This window comes from Sinomicrobium weinanense, from assembly GCF_018863395.1.
GTDB lineage: Bacteria > Bacteroidota > Bacteroidia > Flavobacteriales > Flavobacteriaceae > Sinomicrobium > Sinomicrobium weinanense.
Map to the genome: position 1 here is coordinate 530757 of NZ_JAHKRR010000003.1, position 25348 is coordinate 556104.

Annotated in this window: 23 protein-coding genes; 13 read left to right on the forward strand and 10 right to left on the reverse strand. The window is 46.8% G+C overall.

Annotated elements, in window-relative coordinates:
- Nucleotides 1-104: 104 nt before the first annotated feature.
- From KN811_RS11825 to KN811_RS11865, 9 genes are all read right to left on the reverse strand, one after another.
- Complete coding sequence (locus tag KN811_RS11825; RefSeq protein WP_187963766.1) at nucleotides 105-890, reverse strand: enoyl-CoA hydratase/isomerase family protein; 786 nt, start codon at nucleotides 888-890, stop codon at nucleotides 105-107.
- Between the two features lie 88 nt (nucleotides 891-978).
- Entirely contained in the window at nucleotides 979-2391 is a 1413-nt protein-coding gene (locus KN811_RS11830) for a sensor histidine kinase (protein ID WP_187963867.1), read from the reverse strand.
- Between the two features lie 142 nt (nucleotides 2392-2533).
- The gene (locus KN811_RS11835) at nucleotides 2534-3085 is read right to left on the reverse strand and encodes a CopD family protein (protein ID WP_187963767.1); all 552 of its coding nucleotides are present in this window, start codon (nucleotides 3083-3085) and stop codon (nucleotides 2534-2536) included.
- Nucleotides 3086-3170: 85 nt separating this feature from the next.
- Nucleotides 3171-4532 (reverse strand): MATE family efflux transporter, encoded by a 1362-nt coding sequence (locus KN811_RS11840; protein ID WP_187963768.1) that lies wholly within the window; start codon nucleotides 4530-4532, stop codon nucleotides 3171-3173.
- Between the two features lie 214 nt (nucleotides 4533-4746).
- Entirely contained in the window at nucleotides 4747-5763 is a 1017-nt protein-coding gene (gene hemH, locus KN811_RS11845) for a ferrochelatase (RefSeq protein WP_187963769.1), read from the reverse strand.
- A gap of 87 nt (nucleotides 5764-5850) precedes the next feature.
- Nucleotides 5851-6969: a phytase gene (locus KN811_RS11850; protein WP_187963770.1), complete on the reverse strand. Its 1119-nt coding sequence runs from the start codon at nucleotides 6967-6969 to the stop codon at nucleotides 5851-5853.
- Nucleotides 6970-7060: 91 nt separating this feature from the next.
- Nucleotides 7061-9832 carry a TonB-dependent receptor gene (locus KN811_RS11855; RefSeq protein WP_187963771.1) on the reverse strand — a complete coding sequence of 924 codons (2772 nt, stop codon included), beginning with the start codon at nucleotides 9830-9832 and terminating at the stop codon, nucleotides 7061-7063.
- A gap of 134 nt (nucleotides 9833-9966) precedes the next feature.
- Nucleotides 9967-10686, reverse strand: coding sequence for a ThuA domain-containing protein (locus KN811_RS11860; RefSeq protein ID WP_187963772.1), 720 nt, complete (start codon nucleotides 10684-10686; stop codon nucleotides 9967-9969).
- A 141-nt stretch (nucleotides 10687-10827) separates the two neighbouring features.
- On the reverse strand, nucleotides 10828-11721 hold the full coding sequence (locus KN811_RS11865) for an AraC family transcriptional regulator (RefSeq protein WP_187963773.1): 894 nt from the start codon (nucleotides 11719-11721) through the stop codon (nucleotides 10828-10830).
- Between the two features lie 199 nt (nucleotides 11722-11920).
- Here KN811_RS11865 and hemA point away from each other — a divergent pair, with 199 nt between their 5' ends.
- The 9 genes from hemA to hemB all read left to right on the forward strand — a co-directional run bounded on the left by hemA (nucleotide 11921) and on the right by hemB (nucleotide 21368).
- On the forward strand, nucleotides 11921-13228 hold the full coding sequence (hemA, locus tag KN811_RS11870) for a glutamyl-tRNA reductase (RefSeq protein WP_187963774.1): 1308 nt from the start codon (nucleotides 11921-11923) through the stop codon (nucleotides 13226-13228).
- 64 nt (nucleotides 13229-13292) lie between these two features.
- The gene (gene hemC, locus KN811_RS11875; protein WP_187963775.1) at nucleotides 13293-14261 is read left to right on the forward strand and encodes a hydroxymethylbilane synthase; all 969 of its coding nucleotides are present in this window, start codon (nucleotides 13293-13295) and stop codon (nucleotides 14259-14261) included.
- A gap of 146 nt (nucleotides 14262-14407) precedes the next feature.
- Nucleotides 14408-16165: a TrkH family potassium uptake protein gene (locus tag KN811_RS11880; RefSeq protein ID WP_187963776.1), complete on the forward strand. Its 1758-nt coding sequence runs from the start codon at nucleotides 14408-14410 to the stop codon at nucleotides 16163-16165.
- Nucleotides 16166-16257: 92 nt separating this feature from the next.
- Nucleotides 16258-16944 carry a potassium channel family protein gene (locus KN811_RS11885; protein WP_187963777.1) on the forward strand — a complete coding sequence of 229 codons (687 nt, stop codon included), beginning with the start codon at nucleotides 16258-16260 and terminating at the stop codon, nucleotides 16942-16944.
- On the forward strand, nucleotides 16944-17615 hold the full coding sequence (locus KN811_RS11890) for a uroporphyrinogen-III synthase (RefSeq protein ID WP_187963778.1): 672 nt from the start codon (nucleotides 16944-16946) through the stop codon (nucleotides 17613-17615). Before KN811_RS11885 ends, KN811_RS11890 begins: the two co-directional genes overlap by 1 nt.
- A 61-nt stretch (nucleotides 17616-17676) precedes the next feature.
- Entirely contained in the window at nucleotides 17677-18702 is a 1026-nt protein-coding gene (gene hemE / locus KN811_RS11895) for a uroporphyrinogen decarboxylase (RefSeq protein ID WP_187963779.1), read from the forward strand.
- Between the two features lie 46 nt (nucleotides 18703-18748).
- Nucleotides 18749-19258: a DUF6973 domain-containing protein gene (locus KN811_RS11900; protein WP_187963780.1), complete on the forward strand. Its 510-nt coding sequence runs from the start codon at nucleotides 18749-18751 to the stop codon at nucleotides 19256-19258.
- Between the two features lie 156 nt (nucleotides 19259-19414).
- Nucleotides 19415-20317, forward strand: coding sequence for an oxygen-dependent coproporphyrinogen oxidase (gene hemF, locus KN811_RS11905; protein ID WP_187963781.1), 903 nt, complete (start codon nucleotides 19415-19417; stop codon nucleotides 20315-20317).
- A 58-nt stretch (nucleotides 20318-20375) separates the two neighbouring features.
- Nucleotides 20376-21368 carry a porphobilinogen synthase gene (hemB, locus tag KN811_RS11910; protein WP_187963782.1) on the forward strand — a complete coding sequence of 331 codons (993 nt, stop codon included), beginning with the start codon at nucleotides 20376-20378 and terminating at the stop codon, nucleotides 21366-21368.
- Nucleotides 21369-21383: 15 nt separating this feature from the next.
- Here the strand turns inward: hemB and KN811_RS11915 are convergent, their stop codons facing one another.
- On the reverse strand, nucleotides 21384-22445 hold the full coding sequence (locus tag KN811_RS11915) for a DUF3667 domain-containing protein (RefSeq protein ID WP_187963783.1): 1062 nt from the start codon (nucleotides 22443-22445) through the stop codon (nucleotides 21384-21386).
- 168 nt (nucleotides 22446-22613) lie between these two features.
- Between KN811_RS11915 and KN811_RS11920 the strand changes: the two genes are divergently transcribed.
- The 4 genes from KN811_RS11920 to KN811_RS11935 all read left to right on the forward strand — a co-directional run bounded on the left by KN811_RS11920 (nucleotide 22614) and on the right by KN811_RS11935 (nucleotide 25271).
- Nucleotides 22614-22976, forward strand: coding sequence for a hypothetical protein (locus tag KN811_RS11920; RefSeq protein WP_187963784.1), 363 nt, complete (start codon nucleotides 22614-22616; stop codon nucleotides 22974-22976).
- 97 nt (nucleotides 22977-23073) lie between these two features.
- On the forward strand, nucleotides 23074-23541 hold the full coding sequence (locus KN811_RS11925; protein WP_187963785.1) for a hypothetical protein: 468 nt from the start codon (nucleotides 23074-23076) through the stop codon (nucleotides 23539-23541).
- 180 nt (nucleotides 23542-23721) lie between these two features.
- Nucleotides 23722-24798, forward strand: coding sequence for a CNNM domain-containing protein (locus KN811_RS11930; RefSeq protein WP_187963786.1), 1077 nt, complete (start codon nucleotides 23722-23724; stop codon nucleotides 24796-24798).
- Nucleotides 24795-25271, forward strand: coding sequence for a methylated-DNA--[protein]-cysteine S-methyltransferase (locus tag KN811_RS11935; protein ID WP_187963787.1), 477 nt, complete (start codon nucleotides 24795-24797; stop codon nucleotides 25269-25271). The genes KN811_RS11930 and KN811_RS11935 overlap by 4 nt, the downstream gene beginning before the upstream one ends.
- Nucleotides 25272-25348 lie beyond the last annotated feature (77 nt).

Genomic DNA, 25348 nt, shown 5'->3' on the forward strand with positions numbered 1-25348 from the left:
TGCCATGTCATTCTGAACCCTCCTATACCGGTCAGGTTGACGTAAATGCTACTTTTCAGGCACCCTCAATATTATTCTCCCTTAGAGTTATTACAACACGGTCGTTACTTTCCGGGAAATACGGCCTTCCTTTTTTCCAGAAAAGCGGTAGTCCCTTCTTTAAAATCTTCAGTACCAAAACAGTTTCCGAAGGCCTTTATTTCTGCACGATAACCATCCACTCCGTCTTTATACCCGGCATTGACCGCCCGTATTGCAGCAGCTATGGCCACTCCGGAATTTTTGCTGATCTTCAGGGCTATATTCTCGCAAAAATCCAATAGTTCTTCCTGTGAGACCACATGGTTTACTAGGCCGTAATCTTTTGCTTCTTCTGCATTTATCATTCCGGCAGTCATAATCATTTCCAGGGCCTTTCCCTTGCCTACAAGCTGAGGTAGCCGCTGTGTACCGCCATATCCGGGGATCACGCCGAGGGATACTTCCGGAAGCCCCATCCTGGCGTTTTGCGAGGCTATGCGAAAATGACAGGCCATAGCCAGTTCCAGCCCGCCTCCGAGTGCAAAGCCGTTTACCGCGGCAATTACGGGGGTAGACAGGTTCTCTACCAGGTCAAAAAGCATTTCCTGGCCTTTTGCGGCAAGAGCTTCTCCTTCTTTGACCGAAAAATGAGCAAATTCGGAGATATCGGCTCCGGCAACGAAGGCTTTTTCTCCGTTTCCGGTAATAATAATGGCCCTGATATCGGGGTCTTCGTCATTTTCCTTAAAGGCATCGTGCAGTTCTTCGATCGTGGCCCTGTTCAGCGCGTTGAGTTTTGCAGGGCGGTCTATGGTAATAAACGCTATGCCGTTGTCTTCCTCTACGTAAATATTTTTGTATTCTTCCATATCGTTCAAAATATTGCTTTGTTTTTTTGGTCTGTTTCGGTAGAGACGCACGGCCTCTTTTCTTGTTGAGACCCACGGCCGTGCGTCTCTACTCCTTAGGGAAAACGATGGTAAATACGGTGCCTTTACCGGGCAGGGAGGTAAAGTTAATGCTTCCTTTATAGTTTTCTACAATATTCTTTACCATCCCAAGGCCGAGGCCCATACCACTGGTCTTTGTAGTAAACTTGGGCTCGAATATCTTGTCGCGGTTTTCGTCGGCTATACCGCAGCCATTGTCTGCCACGGTGATCTTAACCTTCTGCCCTTCCGAAAATACGGAAACCACTACTTTGGGTTCCTTGCCTTCCGGGATGGACTGTATGGCGTTTTTTACCAGGTTGGTGATAACCCGGATAAGTTGTGTGCGGTCCAGCCTGGCAATGATCTTGTCTTCGTGGGTAATAAACGAAATATAATCTTCCGTAAAAATGTCCAGGGCCAGCCTTACGATCTTTACCACATTCAGGGTCTCGTTCTGCTGGGCAGGCATGCTGGCAAAATTGGAAAAGGCAGAAGCTATACTGCTCATGGTATCGATCTGCTGGATGAGGGTCCTGGAAAATTCGTTGAGTTTTTTCTCCATGTCCGGATCGGAAGGATCGAATTTTTTCTGGAAACTCTGAACACTTAGACGCATGGGCGTTAACGGGTTCTTGATCTCATGGGCCACCTGCCGGGCCATTTCGCGCCAGGCCTGTTCTCTTTCGCTCCGGGCCAGTTTTATGGCACTTTCTTCCAGGGCATCCACCATGCCGTTATAGGCATTGACCAGGTTGTATATCTCCTCACTGGCATGTTCCAGCACTATCCTCTTGTTGGCCGCCCCGGAACTAAACTTGGTCTTCTGCATTTTGTTGCTGACAGTTTTCAGGGACCGGGTGATGTATTTGGAAATGATATAGGCCAGGAAAATGGCCACAATAAGGATAAATACATACACTCCTCCCAACCGCAACAAAAAGGAGCGGAGTTCACGGTTGTTAAAAGAGTCGTTTTCAAAATACGGTATATTGAGTATCCCGATAGGCTTAAACCGCATATCGGTAATATAGGAATAGGAAGCACGGAAACGGTCGCCTGCAACAATATGTTTCTCCACATACCGCTTGTACGGGCTCATGGCGATCGCATTGAGAATGGTGTCGTTCAGCTGAAGGGCCGTGGAGTCCTCTTCGATATAGGGTTTGGAGCTTTTGATAAGATTGCCGTCCAGGTCATAAATATTGAAGGGGACGTTCTGTATGTCAGATATTCTGTAAATCTCATCCCTGAAGATATATTGCAGGTTATCGGTCGTGGGCGGCCAGGTCGTGTTTTCCAGGGTGTAGTTTATACTGGCAATCACCTGGTCTTCTTTGTGCTGCAACCGGTCGTTGTGGTATTCTTCGGCCTGCTGTTTGTATTGCAGTATCGTAACCCCGGCAATAAGTATAAAGGCCACCACCACCAGCAATATCATGGTGATGAAAATACGCAGCCTTAATGACATTCTTTTATCCACCTGGTTAAGATTTAAGGTTTAAAGTTCCAAATTTCGAACCAAACTTTGCCCTTCGGCTTCGCTCAGGGACCGAGTAAGGCATTGAACGTTGAACCTCCGACTATGCATCGGGATTCTTATCTCTTATACGTTTGTAGAGCTTAATACCCAGCATAAGCAATATACCCAGCACCAAAATGCCCAACACCCCGAAAATCCAGTTGATGCTGTTTTTCAGGATTACGAGAAAAACTATGGCAAAAAGCAGGATGGTAGCCCCTTCGTTCCAGATACGCATAAAACCGGAAGAATATTTTACCTCATCTCTTTGCAACTGTTTAAATATCTGATGGGTCTTTACATGATACCCGATAAGGAGCAATACAAAGAAGAGCTTTACGTACATCCAGCCCGCTTGCAGCCATGAAGGGAAAAGAAAGAGCAACCATACGGCAAAGATCACGGCAAGTATGGCGGATGGCCAGGTAATGATAAACCACAACCGTTTGGCCATGAGCTTTAGCTGTTTTCCCAGGATCTCCTTTTCGGGGGACGGTTTCTGAAAGGCCTCCACCTGATACACGAACAGCCGCGGAATGTAGAACAATCCTGCAAACCAGGTGATCACAAAGATAAGGTGCAGTGCTTTTATATAATTATAGTATTCTGTCATCTTTCCCTTATTTACTCGGTTAAATTTAGGAATAATATCCGTATTGGTCAGCGCACCATGAACCGGTTCGATACTTTTTTAGCAATCAGAGATCTTCCGAAATACTCGGCCTTAATTTTGACCTTATTTCCCTGTTCAGATAAAACCCGGTGACCAGGGTAGACAATATATCCGCGATGGGAAAAGATATCCACACCCCCCGTTCACCCAAAAATTCCGGCAATATGAGAATGAGCGGGATAAAAAAGAAGCCCTGCCGTGTAAGGGTTAGCAGAAGTGCGGGCACCGCTTTTCCCACCGCCTGGAAATAGGCAGCCCCGATGAGCTGTATGGCTACGATCGGAACAGCAGCAAAAACCCAGCGCATAGCCGAAGGGGCCTGGCTCACAACATCGGCATCGGTAGTAAACACCCGTACGATGGCATCGGGAAACAGCATAATAAAGGCAAACACCAGCAAAGCCAGTAAAGCGGCATATTTTATAGCTATGTTGATACTCTCTATGACCCGCTGATACATCTGCGCCCCGTAGTTGAACCCTGCTATGGGCAGGAAACCCTGGGTAACGCCGAGCACAGGGAACAACGCAAACATCAGCATCCTTCCGATAATGGCATAGACCGTCACCGACGACTCGCCACCGATGTGATACAATATATTATTCATAAAGAGGTAGGTAATACTCACCACCGCCTGCCTGGCCAGGGTAACAAAACCCAGTGCCCCTATCTCTTTTACAATATCTCCCTTCAGGGCAAGGTGTTTCCAGTTTATTTTCAGTTCGGAGTTCCCGGAGCGAAAAAACCACACAATGTAGGCAAAACACAGCACATAAGAGCCTGTGGTCGCCCAGGCTGCACCATACATGCCGTAATCCAGCACGTTGATCAATATATAATCGAAAAGCAGGTTCCCGACGGAAGGGATCATCATGGCCACCATACCAAACTTGGGTTTGCCTTCGGCCCTGATGACATTGTTGCCCATCATGCAAAGTGCCAGAACGGGTACTCCATACAATACGATCATATAATAGACCTTGGCGGGGTCGAATATATTCCCCTTGCCTCCAAACCCCAGGACTATACTATCCACAAAAGTCAGTCCGGCTACCACAAAAGCGAGCGTCACGATAAGGGTCAGGGTGATCTGGTTTCCAAAAGTACGCAGGGCCTTTTCCGGGTTATTTGCCCCCAGGGCCCTGGAAATAATGGAAGCCCCACCGATACCAATGGCCATCCCCAATGCGGCGATAAAGAACGAGACCGGCAACACCACGTTAATGGCAGCTATGGCAGTAGAACCTATCCAGTTGCCCACGAAAATGGTATCGACAAGGATATTCAACGACATCACCAATATACCGATAGATGCCGGAACAGCTTGTTTTACGAGTAATTTGCCAATGGGTTCGTCTCCCAGATCTTTGGATGAAATCTTTGCCATATCATGTTTTTGTTGAGCGACAAATTTCCGAATCCCCGGCACATAACCTGTGATTTCGCAATTTTTCCCGAAAAACTCCCGGAAACAACATACAAAAACAGAGCAGATACACGAGACCCGTGATCCGGAGAAATAATCTTTTGTCCCTCTAATACAGTCGGAACAGAATGAAAAATATTTTAATCGTGGCTCTTTTCCCTGCTTCGGTCAGATTTTATTGATCTGCCCATTCGTCCATCCACCGGGCCAATACTTTTACCCAGTCTTCCCGGTCGTTTAAACAGGGGATCACATAAAATTCCTCCCCGCCTTTTTCCAGGAAATCCTCTTTGGCCTCCATTCCTATTTCTTCCAGGGTTTCCAGGCAGTCAGAAACAAAGGCAGGAGTGACGATCGCCATTTTTTTGGTCCCTTTTTCCGCAAAGCCGGCCACGGTCTGGTCGGTATACGGTTGCAACCAGGGATCCTTACCCAGGCGCGACTGGAACGAGGTAGAATATGTCCCTTCCTTTAGCCCCAGGTATGATGCCACCTGTTTTGTGGTCTCATAACACTGGTGGCGGTAGCAGAAACGATGTGCCGGCGAGGGGTTGTTACAGCAACTCCCGTCGATCTTACAGTGGGATTTGGTGATATCTGACTTTTTGATATGCCTTTCGGGCACCCCGTGATAGGAAAACAGCAGGTGATCCCATTCCCTGTTCTGTAATTCTTCCTGTACGGAGGCAGAAAGCACCCGGACATAATCGGGGTGATTATAGAAGGCGGGCATGGTGGTAAAACTCATTTCGGGAAAGTGTTTTTTCCGGAGTTTCTCGGCCAGCACCAAAATGGTTTCCGTAGTGGCCATGGCAAACTGCGGATAGAGCGGTACGAGTAGCACTTCTGTCACCCCCTTTTGCCTTAACTCCTTCAGGCCGGATTCGAGGGAAGGATTGCCATAACGCATGGCCAGGGCAACAGGTACGGACACGAGTTCCTGTACTTTTTCCTGCAACCTCTCCGACAGCACAATAAGCGGAGAGCCTTCTTCCCACCAGATCCTTTTATAGGCTTCGGCCGAATTTTTGGGGCGGGTCCTCAGGATTATTCCCCTTACGATAAATGCCCGCAGGAGCCAGGGGACATCGATCACCCTTTCGTCCATTAAGAACTCGTCGAGATATTTCTTTACATCCTTTACTTCAGTACTATCCGGCGAACCCAGATTTACCAATAAAACGCCCTTCATCCTGTTGTTTAAATTTTCGGATAAAAATAGGCATTATTTGAGGTTTAAAACGGAAGGGGCTTTATTTTTTTATCGATAGCATTATAGTCAGTGTTTATCCAGATGCAAACCTTCCGCTACTTTTCTCCAGTCTATCACTTTAAAATTCTGGTTCAGCGTATCCTTACCTTGTGTATTGGCACCGTCCTGGGCGATAAAAAATCCCTGCGGATACTTTTCGTTAAAATAACGGCTTGTGGCATCTATTCCATCCGTGTCGTAGGTGCCGTCCACAGTTTCGCCAGCTACCAGGGCAAAGCTGCCCAGATAGGTGTTTTCTTCCCGGTCGAATACCGCATAGGAATTATTGCCCTGTGACGACAGGATCACATAGCCTTTTCCACCATCCTGCGGATAAATCGTAACGCCTTCAAAATCACTTTTCATATTGCGATCGGTCACCGAGGCCACTTTTTCCCTTTCCGTTCCGTCACCGGGTTCGGCGCCGTACTTCCAGAGGGCTACATTTTCTTCACCGATATATACTTTGGCATGATGGTCATCGGCTACCACCCCTTCGGTCTGGGAGCCCACCTGAAACTTTCGCACTATTTTACCGTCTACCTTATCGCCTTTTGCAAACATTTCCCATTGCTCTACCTCACCTTCCTTTCCGGTGATAAATCCGTAGAACTTTCCGGTTTCCGGGCTTCGGTACATTCCGAAACCGTATACTTCGGGCATTTCGGAAACCAGCTTGCGTGCTGCCACATTTTGCAATGAACCATCCGCCTTGTTGACTTTAAAGACCGAAATGGTATTGTCACTACGGTTGGTAGCAGCGACCAGGGCTACCGTATCCCTGCCCAGAGCAAAACCATCGCGGATATCCACATTATTCACCCGCCCCACCGGGTATTGGAAAAGCTGTTTTCCTTTCAGGTCATACACCACCAGGCCCTGTTTTTTGTTTGTTCCGATAATCGTAGAACCTTCGGGGGTTGCTGTGTTATACCAGATACAGGCATCATCGGCGGCATCATCACCTGTGGCCACGGGTTCGGTTTCCATATCGGCGATGAGGTTTATGATCTCCGGTTGGTCCTTTTTCAGGCTAATACTATCGTTGCCGGTTTGAGACGCACTGCCGTGCGTCTCTACGGGTTGTCGTTTGCAGGATGTTAATATTGCAGCAGATACGGTTAATATTAAGATCGTTTTTTTCATCTGTTTGTTTTTTTAGACAGGGGACCGATGACGGGTGACCGAAACATACACCTGTCATCGGTCTTCCGTCATCGGTCCCTTTAATATTCAGTTAAAAATCAAATTTCACGCCTATGTTCCAGTTAAAATCGTAGTATTCTACCTGTTGGGTTCGGTTTTTTACGCCCTGATAGTATCGCAGGGGCTGATTGGTGATGTTTTTTACCTCGGCAAATATCCGCCATTTGGGGCTTATGGCGTAAGAAGCGTTAAAGTCGAGGAACAACTGGCTGTCGTAATAGCTGTCTTCGAAGGTATCACTGCCATATTCATCGATATAATCGTCGGCCAGGTTGAGGGACATCCGCAGTGAAACTCTATCAGTTTCGTAAGACAGGGAACTGTTGAGCATATGCTCTACGGCACCTGCCAGGTCTGTTTTCTCATCACGCCCTTCCACGCTGTTGGTTTCGGAACCGGTATAGGTATAGTTGGCATAGAGGTTCAGGTTTCTTAAAAATCCGGGCAGGAAATTGAGGCGGCGCTGAAAGGCCACTTCAAAACCGTACACTTTGGCATCCCTGCCATTACGGGGTTGTGAAAATTCGAAGACCCCATCATATCCCGGTATGGTATAGCCCAGTTCGCGATAAGTATAGATATAATCTTTCAGGTTCTTGTAGAACACGCCACCGGAAACAATGCCTACGGACGAAAAATAGTGCTCCCCGAAGATATCAAAATTATAGGATTTTGTAGCCTCCAGGTCCGGGTTCCCGACAGCGATCTCCGCATCGTCCGAATTGATGGCCTGGTAAGGGACCAGGTCGTAATAATTGGGGCGCGCCATGGTCTGGGTAAATGCCGCGCGAAGGATGGTATTTTCGGCAACTTTATATTTTAATTGCAGGTTGGGCAGGAAATTCCCGTACGATTTGCTTTCTTCAATAGCTTTCACATCCTCAAGGGTCTCTCCGGTCTCTTCATCGAAAGTGTAACCTGTATAGTCTATCCCTGTATGTTCAAAACGGAAACCGGCGAGAAATGAGAACTGTTTGCCCAGGTCCTGCTCTATAAAGGCATAGGCCGCGTGAATACTTTCTTCGGCACGGTAGTTTTCGGTAATATACTCATCCAAAACGGGTTCTTTTTCAAACAAATTACCATTGTTCAGGTCCAGATTACTCAGAAAGCCCCTGTCTACAAGATTTCCGGATACATAACGTCCGCCGGGTTTAAAACCGCTTACGGTATGATCGCCATAAGAAACCCGGCTCATGTTTTCCAGGTCGCCGCTCAGGGAGGTATATTCAAAGAAGTCATTATCCCTGTCCTTTTTCTTTTTGTTGTATTTATAGCCGAACTTTATATAACTGGCATAATCGCCTTCCCGGATCAGGGCTGTTTTAAAATTGACCCTGGCCGTGTAATTGTCTTCTTTGGTATCCTGGTTCTCTTCGGTCAGCTCCTTTAACCCGAACAGGGCGGGATCGTTGTAATCCCCGTTTTCCGGAACCATTACAGGGAATTTATTCCGGGAGAAATCCTGGATAAGCTCTATGCCTTCCTGTTCGTATTCGATATAACGTTCGTTGGGCCTTTTTTCGCTTGCCCGTGCCCAGCTTACGTTCCAGTCGGCCTCAAGGGCGTCAAACAGGATATGGTCACCGCCAAGGGAAAGCCTGTACATTTTCTGGTTTTCCAGGCGGGCGTTTTTATTGTCGTGACTCCCTCCTTTGGTCTGCCTTCTCACTTCGGCAGTGTATATGCCGTCGCCATCCTCGTCTTCCATACTCTTGAAGGTAAGGCGGTATCTGTTCTCATAATCGTTGCGGTGGTTAAAGAGGGTTTTGAAATGGAGCTTGTGATCGGCACTGAGGTCATAATCCAGGCTTGCGGAAATACTTTTACGTATACGGGTCACATCATATATCCGGATATCGTGCTCATTGACAAACGGATTATCGCTATCGTCTTTTTTCCATTCGAATTCCACATTGTCCGAGCCGTATTTGTTATAATTATAGGAAGTGCTGAGCACCACACCGAGCTTGTCATTAAAGAAACGGTTGGCGATAATGCCCGAAAAGTTATATACGGGGGTATTATCCCGGATAGGATTGGTCCCTGCCCCGAGTGTTGCGGAAGCCCTGAACCCGGAAGGGGCAGAACGGGTAACCAGGTTTACGGACCCTCCTATGGCATCGCCTTCCATATCGGGCGTTACGGCCTTGTTCACTTCTATGGTCTGTATCATATCGGCCGGGATAAGGTCCATCTGCACCCGCCTGTTATCGCCTTCGGCCGATGGGATACGGTCGCCGTTGAGAGTTACGGAATTCAGCTCCGGGGCCATTCCCCGCACAATGATATCCCGGGCTTCGCCCTGATCATTCTGCATAGCTATACCGGGGATCCGTTTAAGGGCATCGCCTATATTGGCGTCGGGAAATTTCCCTACCTGGTCGGCCGCGACCACATTGGTGATATTCATGTTGTTCTTCTGCTTGTTCAGGGCCTTGGCCTGTCCTTTGAGGTATATTCCGGAAAGCACCACCTCATCCAGGGTATTGGTAAGCATTTTCATTTTAAAATCCAGCCTTATGGTTTGCCCCTCTTTTATGGTTACGGTCTGGGTCTGGGTGTTGTATCCCAGGTAAGACACCGAAACTTCGTAGGTTCCTTCATCGAGGCCGGTCATGGTATAAAAACCGTCCACGTCTGTAACTGCTCCCTTGGTTATGGATGTAATGAGTACGGAAGCTCCCGGAAGCGGAAGATCGTCTTCATCGAGTACACGTCCTTTCAGGACCCCGCTTACCTCGGCATAGGAATAGGCAGAGACAAGCAGTGCTATACTGCACGTCAACAATAGTTTTTTCATAGTTTTGGCTATTAACGGGCACAAAACTACTGTAGCTCTCTTGCAATGGAGTTAGCTAAAGTTTACACTATTATTAACATAATGTGTAAAATCGATACAGATGTTATAAAATGTTTAAGAGATGGTCCGGGCATTTAGCGGTAAAGGCAATATTTGATCCCTTCGAGCAGATGTTTTACAAAAGCGTCCTCACTGTAAGATTCTTCAGTATGTCCTCCTGCGGTATAGAAAGAACGCCCCCCGGCAAATTCCTGATACCACGCAACAGGATGGGACTTGCCGTTGGTACCTCCTTCATAAGACGATTCGTCCAGGTTGAGCAATACCTTGATATTAGGATTGATATTTTTGAAGTTATACCATTCATCAGTCCTTGTCCAGGTTTCCCCGAGATGAGAACAGGTAGAATGTGTGGGCATCTTTACCTGGACAACAGCTTCCTGCACCTTGGGGTGATCCTCGAAATACGCACCGACCAGCATGCCGTACCAGGGCCAGTCGAATTCGGTATCCGTAGCGGCGTGGACCCCTACAAACCCTCCTCCTTTTTCCATAAAAAGCTCAAAGGCCCTTTGTTGTTCCTCGTTCAGTATATCACCGGTGGTATTGAGAAATATTACAGCATTGTAGCGTGACAGGGTATCCTTATTGAAAAGGGTGGAGTCTTCGGAATGAACCACATCGAAATGATTTTCCTGCCCGAGTTTTTCTATCAGTGTCACACCCGTTTCAATGGATTTGTGGCGGAATCCTTCGGTTTTGGTAAAAACCAGTACACTTTGCTGCTTTTGTGCATAGAGACCAAATGACATGGCAGTAAGCAGTACGACCAATAGGGTTGGGGTTAGTTTCATTCCGATATAATCTGGTTAAATATCTTGTTTATATTTCTTAAATGGATAGGAATTTCAAATTTAGCAATTAGTTATGGATTATGCAGTTTGCCCGGCAGTTTTAACGCATTACTGATATAAAATGGTGTTTAGCCTCTTCATTTATCCCGCAAGGGACATCAGGTATTTTTTAGGTGTAGTTCCATACTTCTTTTTAAAGGCCGCAATAAAATGACTTGCAGTACTGTAACCTATCTTAAGCCCTACTTCATTGACATTATGCGCCCCTCCTTCGAGCATTTTTCGGGCATATTCCATCTTGTAGTCGAAGAGAAAGCTGTATACCGAATCCCCGTAGATCTGCTTGAACCCGGTTTTCAGCTTTTTGAGGTTCAGCCCCACTTCATTGGCCAGGATTTCCAATCCGGGCGGCTCGGCCATATTGGCGATAATGATGTCTTTGGCTTTTTTGATACGGGCCACATTTTCTTCATCTACCAAGAAAGGGCACTGCTCTACATCGGCATCCTCGGGTTTGTTGAAATACAGCCCCATCAGTTCATAGGCCTTTCCCTTCAGGTACAGCCTTTTTACCGAATCATGGAGGTTGTAGTGTATCATCTGGTTGAGCACCACCGTCATGGCCGGGGTGATCTCCGCATCATTATAATACTTTTTGTCCTTGTTCTCTTCGCTCAGAAAGTGGATATAGTCTGCTTCGTGCGAAAAAAGCGAGTGGAATTCCTTGATGGAGATCAGTACGGAGACAAGCTGTGATTTCGGCGCCATTTCCAGGTCGATGGGCAAGTCGCGCTGCGGGTTGTACAACAACAGCGACTGCTCTTCGCCTACCTCGAGATGGTATCGCCCCCCGTTGAAATTGAATTTTGAACTTCCCCGGAGGCAAAAGTGAAACTGGATAAAGCTGCAATCGATCTCCCTGATAAGGTGCTGATCGGTATTTTCTTCATTCTGAAGCCTTAAGATAGAAAACCCTTCTTCGAGCTGTATCTCATCAGCAGAACTTATAGCGATATTTTTATCTTCTATAACCATGACAAAATTCACTTATTTATTTAGAACAATTCTAAACTGAAATGTTTAAAACCGCTGATATTACTACAAATTTAACGCATTTCGGCAATAAAAGGGTTCAAAAAGGGAAAAATTTCCTGAAGCGTCATAAAAAGTTCTTTGAGCGTTATTTTTTTATCCGGCTGAATTTTACTTTTGTTGCGATTTTAGATGTTACCTAATGGAAAATTATAACCTTAACCGGGGAAAATATTTTTACGTTGTAGGACTGAGCTACAAAAAGGCAGATGAAGAGATCAGAGGTAAATTCAGCCTGGACGAGGACAAAAAGGCCCATCTGCTCCGGCAGGCCAGGGAAGAAGGTATTGACGAAATACTGGTTATTTCTACCTGCAACCGCACGGAAATATACGGTTTTGCACAGCATCCCTTTCAACTTATAAAATTACTCTGCGATAACTCCAACGGCAATCTCGAAGAATTCCAGGAAGTGGCCTATGTTTATAAAAGCAGTGAGGCCATTACCCACATGTATCGTGTAGGGACGGGCCTGGACAGCCAGATCCTCGGCGATTTCGAGATCATTGCCCAGATCAAAAAGAGTTTTATCCTTTCCAGGGAACAGGGTATGGCCCAGGCCTTCCTGGAACGCCTGTGCAATTCGGTCATACAGGCCAGCAAGCGCATTAAAAACGAAACCGAGCTGTCTTCCGGTGCAACTTCGGTTTCCTTTGCATCCGTGCAATACATCCTCAACCATGTAAAGGAGGTTTCGAAAAAAAATATCCTGCTCTTCGGAACCGGGAAAATAGGCCGGAATACTTGCGAAAACCTCATAAAACATACAGGTAACGATCATATCACCCTGATAAACAGAACCAAGGGCAAGGCCGAAAAGATCGCGGGGAAATTCAACCTCACGGTCAAAGACTACGCAGACCTCCATACTGAAATTGAAAAATGCGACGTTCTTATCGTCGCTACCGGGGCACAGTCGCCTACGGTGTCCGCAGACCTTATCCCAAAAGACAAGGAATTGCTTATTCTTGACCTTTCCGTCCCTAAAAATGCAGACCATAGTATTGTGGCTATGGACAAGGTAACGCTGGTACACCTGGACCACCTCTCCCAAATGACGGACCAGACCCTGGAACGCAGAAAGACATTTATTCCACAGGCCGAAGCCATTATAGACGAAATAAAGACCGAATTTACCGAATGGCTCGGTACCAGGAAATTTGCTCCTACCATAAAGGCATTGAAAAAGAAACTGAAATCCCTCAAGGATGCCGAGGTGGATTTTCAGCGTAAAAAAATAGAAGATTTCAACGACAGCCAGGCAGAGATCATCGGCAACCGCATTATACAGAAGATCACTACACATTTTGCCAACCATCTCAAAGAAAACAATGGCTCAGCCGATGAAAGCCTGGAACTTATCCAGAAGGTTTTTCAACTGGACAAGCCCAACGGCCCGGCATCCGGGAACAAAAATACCAAAGCCTCCTCACAGCACGACAAAGCATAAGTGGCAGTCCGGCAGGGATACAAACCATCCTTTTTCCGACCACCCAATGGCTAAAACCGAACATATGGAAAAAATCATAAAAATAGGGACCCGGGACAGTGAACTTGCACTATGGCAGGCCAACAAGGTCAGGGATGGCCTTGAAAAACTCGGTTGCCGTACGGAGATCGTGCCCGTAAAATCGGATGGCGATATTATCCTGGACAAGCCCTTGTACGAGCTCGGTATCACGGGCATCTTTACCAAAACCCTGGACGTGGCCATGATACAGGGTAAAATAGACGTAGCTGTACACAGCATGAAAGACGTTCCCACGGCCCTGCCCAAAGGTATTGTACAGGCTGCTGTACTGCAACGGGCAGATACGGCAGACATTCTGGTTCACAAGGGAGACCTCTCTTTTCTGGAGCATTCAGGGACCATTGCCACAGGCAGCCTTCGCCGCAAAGCACAATGGCTGCACCGCTATCCCGGCCACACCGTGGAAAACCTGAGGGGCAATATAAATACCCGGATGCGCAAGTTACAGGACAACGACTGGCAGGGCGCCATTTTTGCCGCTGCCGGGCTGGAACGGATCTCTCCCTTCGCAGGAACAGACCTCAACCCGGAACACCGCACCCCACTGGAATGGATGGTCCCCGCCCCGGCACAGGGTGCCATGGTAGCCGTGGCCCTGGAAAAAGACACATACAGCCAGTCGTGCCTCTCCAAGCTGAATCACCGGGAAACTGAAATATGCACATATATTGAGCGCCAGTTCCTCCGCGTGCTCGAAGGCGGGTGTACCGCCCCCATAGGAGCCCTGGCCACCATTGCCGGAGACACGGTTAGCCTGACCGGAATACTGCTTTCTCCCGACGGACGCCAAAAACTTTCCGTAAAAAAAGAAAAATCGTTAAACAATTATCACGACCTTGGCAGCATATGCGCTCTCGAAATACTGGATCGGGGCGGAAAGGAGATCATGAAACACATAAAATCGCACCAGCCCGGCCCGGGACCGAATGGCAAAGCCCCGGCGAAAACATAACGAGATAAGCGATTTTTTTTAAAAACCTCCCTAAGATTTTAGTTTATTACAATTTATTATGAAATTTGCACAGCGTTTGTTTGCCGCTCATATCCCGGCACTTATATTCAGCACGGGACAAGCGGAAAATATTTTTCGGATAAAGAATGCCTAAGAAAAAACTAAAAAATTACAAAAGCCCGCTTTCCAAGATCTACGGTTTTACGGATATCATCCTCATTGTATTCCTGATCTTCGACTTCGGGTACGAGGCAGATTACCACCCGGTTGTTTATAACAAATCGCTGGTGCTATTGGGTATAGCTTTTGCCCTGATAGCCCTGAATTTTGCAAGGCTCCACATTTCCAAAGACCTTGCTATCAATCGCATGTATAAGGCCAATCTGATTGTGCTGATAAGTACGGTCGTCATTACCCTCGCTGTTTTCTGGCTGGGCAGTTATGACAGCATTCACAAGATCAGGGAAGTATCTTACCTTATCGATATCGGATTGATCCTGTACTTTCTGCTAAGGCTCACGCATCTGCTCCGGAAACTGTATACCGTTTATCACAACCCTCTTATCCTCTTTATAGGAAGTTTTATTGTTATTGCACTCATCGGGTCTTTTCTCCTGATGCTTCCCAATGCCACGACCAACGGTATTCAATACATAGATGCGCTTTTCACTTCTACCAGCGCCGTTTGTGTCACCGGGCTTATTGTCATGGACACGGCCACGGACTTTACATTTTTAGGACAGACCATTATACTGACCATTATTCAACTCGGAGGGATAGGCATGCTTACATTTACTTCCTTTTTTGCCTTTTTCTTCAAGGGCGGGACTTCTTTCCAGGAGGGCCTTAATGTCAAGGATTTTATGGGCACCGAACGCCTGAACGATGTATTGAAAATGGCTGTGGAGGTTGTTATATTTACTTTTGGGCTGGAACTGGCAGGCGCTGCCTTTATTTATTATACCATCCATGATGTCCCCGATATACAGAACAAACTGTTCTTTTCCATATTCCACTCCATATCTGCCTTCTGTAATGCCGGATTTTCCATACTGTCTGACGGGTTTTATGACAAGAACCTCAGTCACGCTTATGGTTTCCAGTGGGTGATCATCTACCTCATTATCTTCGGCGGACTGGGATACAATATTGTTAAAAACTTTATAAAATACATCAAGACATTATTGTTAAACCTCATCATCTACCGCAAATTTATACAGCCGGTAAGGGTGCTTACGCTCAATTCGAAGATCGTCTTCGTCACCACCTCCATCCTGCTGTTTTTCGGTACCGTATTTATATATATCGGGGAAACCGGGAATATACTGAAAGACCACGACACCCTCCTGGGAAAAATAACAACAGCCAGCTTTACATCGGTCACCACCCGTACTGCAGGCTTTAACACCCTGGATTTTGCCGACCTCACTACGCCCGTCATCCTGTTCGTGATCCTGCTGATGTGGATAGGGGCTTCGCCGGCTTCTACCGGGGGAGGTATAAAAACGAGTACCTTTGCACTGGCAACCCTGAACATATTTTCACTTGCAAGAGGAAAGGAACACATAGAAATAGGTACGCGAAAGGTTAATAACCAATCCGTAAAAAGAGCATTTGCCATAATCTGCATCTCCCTTATCGTTATCGGGAATGCTATATTATTGTTATTGATATTCGAAAAAGATTTCTCGCTTATACAAATTGCATTTGAGATCTTTTCGGCATATAGTACCGTGGGATTGTCCCTCGGCATTACCGGGGAACTCAGCGACCCGAGTAAATATGTGATCATTTTTGTAATGTTCTTCGGGAGGATAGGATTACTCAACTTGCTAATAGGCATGCTGCGGCAAATTCAGCACAATTTCCACCAGTATCCCGAAGAGAATATTTTGATAAACTAATGCTTCGGCTCCGCTCAGCAACCGGGTACGCAATATAACCAGAGGTTGATGTTTTTCGGTTCCTGAGCGAAGCCGGAGGAAAAGCAATACAGATGAAAATTGTAATTGTCGGACTGGGAAATTTTGGGTCATCCCTTGCCGTTTACCTTACTGATATGGGAAATGAGGTTATCGGTGTGGATAATAAAATGGAGAAGGTAGACCGTCTGAAGGATACGATCTCCCATACGGTATGTATGGATGCTACCAATGAGATGGCCTATGAAGCCGTTCCCGTAAAAAATGCGGATCTTGCCGTCATTGCCATAGGGGAAAACGAAGGCGCCACCATTATCGCCACGGCCATCATCAAAAAATTGACCGATGCGAAGATTATAAGCCGGTCCCTGTCGCCCATTCACGATACCGTACTCCACGCCATGGGCATAGAGACCATCGTCCATCCCGAGCAGGAGTTTGCCGAGGCACTGGCCAAAAAGATCAACCTGAAGAGCATGATCAACAATTTTGAACTGGACCCTAACCACTCAATTTCCGAGATCAAGGCTCTGCCCGAATTTGAAGGCAAAACACTTCAGGAGATCGATTTCCGCAACGAATACAACCTCAATATTATCACTATTATCCGGAAAGAAAGGAAAACCACCCTATTCGGAACACGGCAGTCCATCGGAAAAGTCCTGGGAGCCGTAAACAAGGACAGTGTGGTCCAGGCCAATGACATTCTCGTGGTTTTCGGTGCCAATAAGGATATTGCCAAATTCTGTTCTATCGAATAATGCAGGACACCCTCCGCATATTATCTACAAAAAAACTGCTCCCGTGCCAAAAAGACCTTTTGCTCCACGCCGGCTTCCAGATGGTGGAAGCCGATTTTATAAAGGTCGAGTACAGGGATGTGGACCTCAGCCAGGTCAGGGACCATCTTATCTTTACCAGCCGAAATGCTGTGAAAAGCGTCCTTCAACATAAAGGCTGCGGGGCATTAAAACAAAAAAACTGTTTTTGCGTAGGCAAAAAAACCAGGGCACTGCTGGAACAAAATGGCTTTAATGTCATAACCTATACGGATTATGCAGCAGCACTGGCGGCAGAGATCCTTCAAAAGTATGCCCATCTCAGTTTTACGTTCTTCAGCGGCAACCTCAGGAGAGGCGACCTGCCCGACACCCTGACCCGCCACAATATCGATTTTAACGAGATAGAATCCTATACGACAAGGCTTACCCCACATGAAATAAAAACACCCGTGTCGGGCATCCTTTTTTTCAGCCCGTCCGGTATAAGGAGCTACCTGGAGAAAAACACTATAAACGACGAAGTTTGTTTCTGCATCGGTACCACAACCGCGGGAGCTTTGGAAAAAATAACGAAGAATATTGTCATCGCCAATACTCCCGATGTAGAAAGCACCATAGCGAGCACCGCCAAATATTTTAAAAAGATATAAAACAGGACGATATCATATATTTCCACCCTAATATCTGATATCTAAAATCTAACATCTACACATGATAAAGAACGACTTATTCCTGAGAGCTCTGAACGGAGAAACCATAGAACGCCCTCCGGTATGGATGATGCGCCAGGCGGGAAGGTATTTACCCGAATTCCGTGCCCTCCGGGACAAATACGATTTTTTTACCCGTTGCCGCACTCCCGAACTGGCAGCAGAGATCACCGTACAGCCCATACGGGTCGTAAAGCCCGATGCGGCCATTCTTTTTTCGGATATCCTCGTAGTTCCTCAGGCCATGGGTATCGAGGTGGAAATGAAACCCGAAATAGGCCCCTGGCTGCCCAACCCGGTGCGCTCCCTGGCCGATGTGGAAAAAGTGCGGGTCCCTGACATTCAGGAAAGCCTGGGCTATGTCATGGATGCCATAAAGCTCACCAAACAGGAATTGAACGATGAGGTGCCGCTTATCGGTTTTGCAGGCTCTCCCTGGACGATCTTTTGCTATGCCGTGGAAGGAAAAGGTTCCAAAACCTTCGACACGGCCAAGGGATTCTGTTTCTCCCAGCCCGAAGCCGCCCATGTATTACTGCAAAAGATCACTGACACTACCATAGCCTACCTCCTGGAAAAAGTAAAAACAGGCTGTGATGCCATACAGATATTCGACAGCTGGGGAGGTATGCTCTCTCCGGATGATTACCGGGAATTTTCCTGGAAATACATCAACCAGATCGTAGAAGCCCTGGCCCCTCATACCAGGGTCATCGTCTTCGGAAAAGGATGCTGGTTTGCCCTGAACGAAATGGCACAGAGCAAAGCAAGTGCACTGGGCGTGGACTGGACCTGTTCGGCCCGGAATGCACGCTATCTGAGCGGAGGAAATATCACCCTTCAGGGAAATTTCGATCCAGCCAGGCTGCTGTCACCGCCGGCAACCATTAAAAAAATGGTACACCAGATGATCGATGAATTCGGAAAGGACCGGTATATTGTCAACCTCGGGCATGGTATACTGCCTCATATTCCCGTAGACCATGCGCGGGCATTTATCGATGCCGTAAAGGAATACAACAGCTAGCCGTACGAACTTTTGTGTACGTCCCGGCTGTTAAAGAAATAAAGGGATGTCACTGTGGAAACTGATAAAAAGCCTGAAATTCCGGCAAATAACCAGCCTCCTGGTTTTATTTGCACGGCATCCGCTTATGCCGGTCCCCACAGCGAGGGCTACCACAAAGAGTCTGGACATATGCCGTCACCTCTTTCCAAAAAGACATCGGGCTAACGGCAGGGCCAATGCTTTTCGCCACGCACTTTGGAATGTGCTGCTGGCCAGGGAAGCCATGAAATGGAACAAAAACCCGGAAAGATCCCTGGCCTGGGCCAAACAAATTACGGACTGGCACGAACAATTTGCACCAAATCCCGAACCCGCCAGGGCTATGGACCTGCACAACAATGCCGTGGGACGGGATTTGTTTGTCAAATGGCTGAGGTCCAAAACAGAACTTACGGATGCTGAGATCATTACAAAACTAAAAGAAGTCATGGCTGCAAGCAAAAAAATAACCGGGGTGTCCGACATCCGGATGCATCCCGGGGAACTGGTTCACATAGAGGATGACCCGAATTAAACAAGTTAGATTTTTTAAATATGAAATGCCCGTTAACAAAACTTTCAAACCAACCGAAAAGGCTCTTAGGGCATTACTTGTACAGTTATTATTTTGTAATTGGAACTCATGAATCTTCGATTTCCATCTGACCTATTAAAAAATAAAAAAGAACAGATGAAACAAAAATTTTTCCAGTACATACAGGAACTCCAGGATACCATCACTTCCCGGCTCGAACAGGCAGACGGAGCAGCAAAGTTCCGGGAAGACCTTTGGGAGCGCCCGGGGGGCGGAGGCGGACGTACCCGTGTCATAGAAAACGGCGGGGTTTTCGAAAAGGGAGGGGTAAACATCTCCAGGGTCTTTGGCGAACTTCCCGAACTCATGCAAAAAAATTTCGGTGTTGAAGACGGTGACTTCTTTGCCTGCGGGCTCAGCCTCGTCCTGCACCCCAAAAACCCTTTTGTCCCCACCGTACATGCCAACTGGCGTTATTTTGAAATGTACGACAAGGACGGGAACATAACCGACCGCTGGTTCGGCGGCGGGCAGGACCTTACCCCATACTACCTCTTCAACGAGGACGCCATACACTTTCATCAGGTGTGCAAATCGGCCTGTGACAAACACAACCCTTCTTTTTATACGGACTTTAAAAAGAAATGCGACCATTATTTCTGGAATACCCATAGAAACGAGGCCCGGGGTATAGGCGGACTGTTTTTTGATCACTGCAAACCCTCCGAAAAAATGACGATAGAGCACTGGTATGATTTTGTGACCGAAGTGGGCGACAGTTTTCTTGAGGCCTACCTGCCTATCGTAGAGCGTAGAAAGGACCTGCTCTATTCTGAAGAGAACCGCAACTGGCAGGAGATCCGCCGGGGCAGGTATGTGGAGTTCAACCTCGTACACGACAAGGGCACCCTCTTCGGCCTCAAAACCAACGGACGCATAGAAAGTATCCTGATGAGCCTGCCGCCTCATGTACAATGGGTATATGACCATCATCCGGAAAAGGGAAGCGAAGAAGAAAAACTGCTCCAAATCTTACAAACCCCGAAGGACTGGGCATAAAACAACAATACAGATCATATTTATAACAGGTATAACTTTTATTAAAAAACGACATATTATGTACCCACTGAGAAGAAACCGCAGACTGCGAAAGAACCAGGCCATACGAAGCCTCGTCAGGGAAACCGTTATAAGCCCGGATGATTTCCTGGTGCCGCTTTTTGTAACCGAGGGCAATAACCTCAGGGAAGAGATCGCTTCCATGCCAGGTTACTATCGTTACAGCCTGGACCAGCTAAAACAGGAGGTCAAAGAACTTTGGAAACTGGGACTAAAATCGGTATTGCTCTTTGTAAAGGTCCCGGAAAACCTCAAAGACAACAAAGGCACGGAAGCCATCAACCCCGACGGCCTTATGCAACGCGCCATAAAAACGGTAAAGGACACTGTTCCGGAAATGCTCGTCATGACCGATGTGGCCCTGGACCCCTATTCGTCTTACGGCCATGATGGTATTGTGGAAAACGGACGCATATTAAACGACGAATCGGTCGACGCCCTTACCGAAATGAGCCTTTCCCACGCCAGGGCCGGGGCTGATATTGTAGCTCCCAGCGACATGATGGACGGGCGTATCCTCTCCATCCGCGAAGCCCTGGAAGACGAAGGATTTATCGATACCGGGATTATGAGCTACAGCGCCAAATATGCCTCCGCCTTTTACGGGCCTTTCCGGGACGCACTGGACTCTGCTCCTGTTGATCAAAAAGATGTCCCCAAAGACAAAAAAACATATCAGATGGATTACGGCAACCGTATAGAAGCCCTGCGTGAAACCGAAATGGACATCGACGAAGGAGCGGACATCGTCATGGTAAAACCCGGCCTGTGCTACCTCGATATTGTCCGGGACATCAAAAATGAATTTGATGTCCCGGTAGCAGTCTACCAGGTCAGCGGGGAATATGCCATGATAAAGGCCGCAGCCGAAAAAGGCTGGCTCGATTACGACGCGGTGGTACTGGAGCAACTCACCGCTATAAAACGTGCCGGGGCCGATATCACGGCCTCCTACTTTGCCAAAGATGCGGTTAAACTCTTAAACGGATAACCGGCTCATCCGTCCTTACAGGAATTTAAGGGAGAAATAAAGTTCATAAACCAGGGCTATCCAAAAGACCAGGAAATACATAAAACCGAGCACATTGAACTTTATCACGGTCTTCAACCATCCCTGCCCGTAAACCCTGAGCAGCGACACAAAAGTATAGACGGATACCACTAAAAATGAAATTGTGCCTATCCATTCCATACTTCCCAGTTTAAAATGGATCAGGACAATGCCTATGCCGTATATGAGATAGGCAAAGCTATGCAGGTGCAGGCCGTGTATGAGATGCTCTACATAATACCACGGCCTGCGTATGTAAAGGAGTTTCAGGATCAGGGCAAAAAAAGGAAGCAGGAAAAACATCATTATGGGCAGGTTCCTGGCAAATCCTACCATAAACAGATTGGAGTTGGCCACAAAGTTCCGCTGGCTTTTAAGGCTCATAAAATCAAAAAGGCTCCGGTCACTGTTTTCCAGGGCTCTTGCAAAAGAACTGTCAGAGACCAGCGGGTCCTGTGCCAGGAGTTTTAGTTCTTTCCAGCCCAGTCTGTGGTTCGTAGAATCGAACGCTTGTTCTTCCGGGCTTTCCGGACCGTTCATTACGTAAAGTTGATTCTCCCTTGCCTGTTGCAACAGGCTGTCCATTTCCGCTCTTTCCTGCGGATCGAGAGCGTCCCTTATTTCAGGTTTATCCATAAATCCTTTCCCTACAAGGTCTATCCCGAATAAATTTCCGGCCATGACCTGGTCAAAAAAGTTTCGGGGAATGATCAGGCTGACCATAAAGAAATAGAACAGCGACATGATCAGGTAAAGACGGATAGGGTTGAGATATGTCCTCCTCTTTCCGTCGTTATAGATATTGGTCAGTTTTCCCGGTTTGTACAAAAAGACCGGAACAGTCCGGAAAAAAGTAGAATCAAAACTGAGATAATTGGAAAAGAAATCGGCTATAAATATCCTTACGGGGACTTTCCGGTCCAGGTTTTCCTGCCCGCATACCGGGCAATAATTGTCCTTTTCACCCAGTTCGGTCTCACAGTCCAGGCAAAAAGGGAGGTGTCTTGTTGTTTTCATAAAAATGGTCAGTGAGGTATTTGCTAAAAATAGTAAAAACACTTTATCAAAAGCAATTAAGAGCATTCAAAACAGCAAAAAAATATCTAAACACGGATCTTACGTACAGATCCCTTAAAATTTTAACTTCAAATTAGCTTTTACCTTCCACATTCCACGTAATTTTGCATGATGGAAAAACAGTGGCGTAAAACATATATTTCCCTGGCCTTCGTCTTGTTATGGCTGTGCGCCCTCTCAGGGACAGCATCCAGCATTTCGACCCCTTCAGGCAAAGCCGGAAATTATACTTACTCTGCCATCACCAAAGCCACTGCCCCTACTGGTCTGCTCGGAGAAGAAGAGTTGTCCCGTACGTTCTTTAGCGGCGATATAAAACTCCTGCCTTCCGGATTGCCCGCACCTGAGTTTGCAGGGATCGGCATACCCAGCCTTCATTTGACTACCGGGGAGGTCTTATCTCATAACGATACCTCAGACCTCAGGCATCAAATAGAACAACTGATATTTCCGTTTCACTTTTTTTATTGATCTTCCCTGTCATTCCCGTATTGGCCATAACCCGGATGCACACTGACATTACCGGGAATATGGCCGTATCATCATATTCATCAAAAAAAATAAAGAAATGGATTTAATCTCTCTTGAAATGGGGGTGGTATTCCTGTTGATATTCATGGCTCCTGTTATTTATATTCTGACCAAGGAAAGCAGGAAAAAGAAAAAGCTAAATGCCGATATCGACAAAATATGCGCGGACAACCATATAAAAAACACCGGTAAGGAATATATCGGACACCAGGTTTTCGTATTGGACCCCAACGGTAAAAAATTGTTGAACTATCACAGGAAACAGGGCAATTTCAGCGTCGTGGACCTGAAAGAATACGACTCCTGCTCCCTGCAAAGGTCCGGGGAGAGGAATGAGCATTACAAAAACATTCTGCGGAGTATTTCTATAAGCTTCAATAAAAAGGAACAAGGAAAGCCTCTTTATATTACAGTATTCGACGATTCATATGAAAACCCGCTGGAAGCCGAAGCCATTTTGCATGAAACCGAACGCTTCGTGAGGCTTCTCAATACGCAGGCATAATATTTAACACAAGAGGCTGTATAAAAAGTAGTCTTTACGTCACCCTGAACTTGTTTCAGCATGACGGGGATGGAACTTTTTGGGCAGCCTCTTCCATTTCCATGTCCGGGAATAACCGGGCCACTTTCTCTCAAACCGGTTTAATTTCCTAAATTAGCATTCATCAAACCGAAAAGAATAATGGCCTTACTGATCACCTTCGCTACCATTTCCATATTTTTCTCCTTTCTGTGCTCTGTCCTGGAAGCTGTTTTGCTGAGTATTACCCCTACTTTCATAAACCTCAAAAAACAGGAAGGAAAAGGCTATGCGAAAAACCTGGAAGCCCTGAAGAACGATGTTGACAGACCCCTGATAGCCATCCTTACCCTGAATACCGTGGCACATACTGTTGGGGCCATACTGGTGGGCGTACAGGCCGAAAAAACATTTGGCAGCGGTAACAATGCAGTAGGTATCGTTTCGGCCATAATGACCATTCTTATCCTTGTCGTGTCCGAGATCATCCCCAAAACCATAGGTGCTACATTCTGGAAACAACTCGCAGGTTTTACTTCCACGGGGCTGAATATTATCATATTTCCGCTGCACTATACCGGTATTCTCTGGACCCTCCGGCTTACCACCAGGCTTATTGGCGGCGGACATGCCCACGAATCGGTTTTCAGCCGCGAAGATTTTACCGCAATGACAGACATTGCCGAACAGGAAGGTGTCTTTGACAAAAGCGAAAGCAAGGTCATTAAAAACCTGTTGCAATTTGACGAAGTACTGGCCAGGGATATTATGACCCCGAGAACCGTAATGAAAACAGCTTCCGAAGATCTGATCATAGAAGATTTCTTTAAGAAGAATCCCAAACTCCGTTTTTCCAGGATACCCGTTTATAAAGACAACCCTGACCACATTACGGGTTTTATCCTCAAAGACGTGGTCATGGAAGAGATCATCAACGGCAATGGCAACATGAAGCTGGCCGATATCCGGCGTAATATCCTGATCGTACAGCGGAGCCTGCCCATTCCGAAACTTTTTGAGGATTTTATAGTACAAAGAGAACACATTGCCCTGGTTGTGGATGAATACGGTTCTGTAAGCGGACTGGTAACCATGGAGGACGTCATAGAAACCCTCCTGGGCCTGGAAATCGTGGATGAAAGCGACAATGTGGAAGACCTCCAGGTCCTGGCCAGGAAAAACTGGAAGCTCCGGGCAAAACGCTTAGGTATTCTCGATGAAAAAAATGAGGAATCATGATCACAATACACATCAAAACACCTCTCGGCCCTACCCGTATCCGGGGAGATGAGAACGGTATCGCTTCTATCTCCGCCCTTAACACGGAAGATATTACTTATGACGAGGTTATCCCCGAAGAGCTGGAAGACTGTGTCTATCAGCTACGGGAATACTTCGAAGGTAAGCGCAGGGAATTTCACCTGAAACTGAACCCCGACGGATCGGATTTCCAGAAACGCGTATGGGAAGAACTCTTAAAGATCCCTTATGGAAGGACCATGTCTTATCTCGAACTCTCCAAAAAACTGGGTGATGTAAAAGCTATCCGGGCCGTAGCCGCCGCCAACGGAAAAAACCCGTTGTGGATCATTGTACCTTGCCATCGTGTCATTGGCAGTGATGGCTCACTAACCGGCTATGCAGGAGGCCTGTGGCGAAAAAAATGGCTGCTGGAACACGAAAGCCCGTATAAACAACAGTCCTTGTTTTGATCCGTATTTTTACATTATATTTATAACAAAGAAAAAATCCCGAAGGGATGACATTATTATAAATAAAACAATAAACA

Coding starts and splice junctions, on each gene's coding strand:
- KN811_RS11835 (WP_187963767.1), bottom strand. CDS start 3,085: ATGACAGAATACTATAATTATATAAAAGCACTGCACCTTATCTTTGTG.
- KN811_RS11935 (WP_187963787.1), top strand. CDS start 24,795: ATGATCACAATACACATCAAAACACCTCTCGGCCCTACCCGTATCCGG.
- KN811_RS11920 (WP_187963784.1), top strand. CDS start 22,614: ATGATGGAAAAACAGTGGCGTAAAACATATATTTCCCTGGCCTTCGTC.
- KN811_RS11930 (WP_187963786.1), top strand. CDS start 23,722: ATGGCCTTACTGATCACCTTCGCTACCATTTCCATATTTTTCTCCTTT.
- hemC (WP_187963775.1), top strand. CDS start 13,293: ATGGAAAAAATCATAAAAATAGGGACCCGGGACAGTGAACTTGCACTA.
- KN811_RS11860 (WP_187963772.1), bottom strand. CDS start 10,686: ATGAAACTAACCCCAACCCTATTGGTCGTACTGCTTACTGCCATGTCA.
- hemF (WP_187963781.1), top strand. CDS start 19,415: ATGAAACAAAAATTTTTCCAGTACATACAGGAACTCCAGGATACCATC.
- KN811_RS11825 (WP_187963766.1), bottom strand. CDS start 890: ATGGAAGAATACAAAAATATTTACGTAGAGGAAGACAACGGCATAGCG.
- hemA (WP_187963774.1), top strand. CDS start 11,921: ATGGAAAATTATAACCTTAACCGGGGAAAATATTTTTACGTTGTAGGA.
- KN811_RS11840 (WP_187963768.1), bottom strand. CDS start 4,532: ATGGCAAAGATTTCATCCAAAGATCTGGGAGACGAACCCATTGGCAAA.
- hemE (WP_187963779.1), top strand. CDS start 17,677: ATGATAAAGAACGACTTATTCCTGAGAGCTCTGAACGGAGAAACCATA.
- hemB (WP_187963782.1), top strand. CDS start 20,376: ATGTACCCACTGAGAAGAAACCGCAGACTGCGAAAGAACCAGGCCATA.
- KN811_RS11855 (WP_187963771.1), bottom strand. CDS start 9,832: ATGAAAAAACTATTGTTGACGTGCAGTATAGCACTGCTTGTCTCTGCC.
- KN811_RS11880 (WP_187963776.1), top strand. CDS start 14,408: ATGCCTAAGAAAAAACTAAAAAATTACAAAAGCCCGCTTTCCAAGATC.
- KN811_RS11865 (WP_187963773.1), bottom strand. CDS start 11,721: ATGGTTATAGAAGATAAAAATATCGCTATAAGTTCTGCTGATGAGATA.
- KN811_RS11830 (WP_187963867.1), bottom strand. CDS start 2,391: ATGATATTGCTGGTGGTGGTGGCCTTTATACTTATTGCCGGGGTTACG.
- KN811_RS11900 (WP_187963780.1), top strand. CDS start 18,749: ATGTCACTGTGGAAACTGATAAAAAGCCTGAAATTCCGGCAAATAACC.
- KN811_RS11915 (WP_187963783.1), bottom strand. CDS start 22,445: ATGAAAACAACAAGACACCTCCCTTTTTGCCTGGACTGTGAGACCGAA.
- hemH (WP_187963769.1), bottom strand. CDS start 5,763: ATGAAGGGCGTTTTATTGGTAAATCTGGGTTCGCCGGATAGTACTGAA.
- KN811_RS11885 (WP_187963777.1), top strand. CDS start 16,258: ATGAAAATTGTAATTGTCGGACTGGGAAATTTTGGGTCATCCCTTGCC.
- KN811_RS11890 (WP_187963778.1), top strand. CDS start 16,944: ATGCAGGACACCCTCCGCATATTATCTACAAAAAAACTGCTCCCGTGC.
- KN811_RS11925 (WP_187963785.1), top strand. CDS start 23,074: ATGGATTTAATCTCTCTTGAAATGGGGGTGGTATTCCTGTTGATATTC.
- KN811_RS11850 (WP_187963770.1), bottom strand. CDS start 6,969: ATGAAAAAAACGATCTTAATATTAACCGTATCTGCTGCAATATTAACA.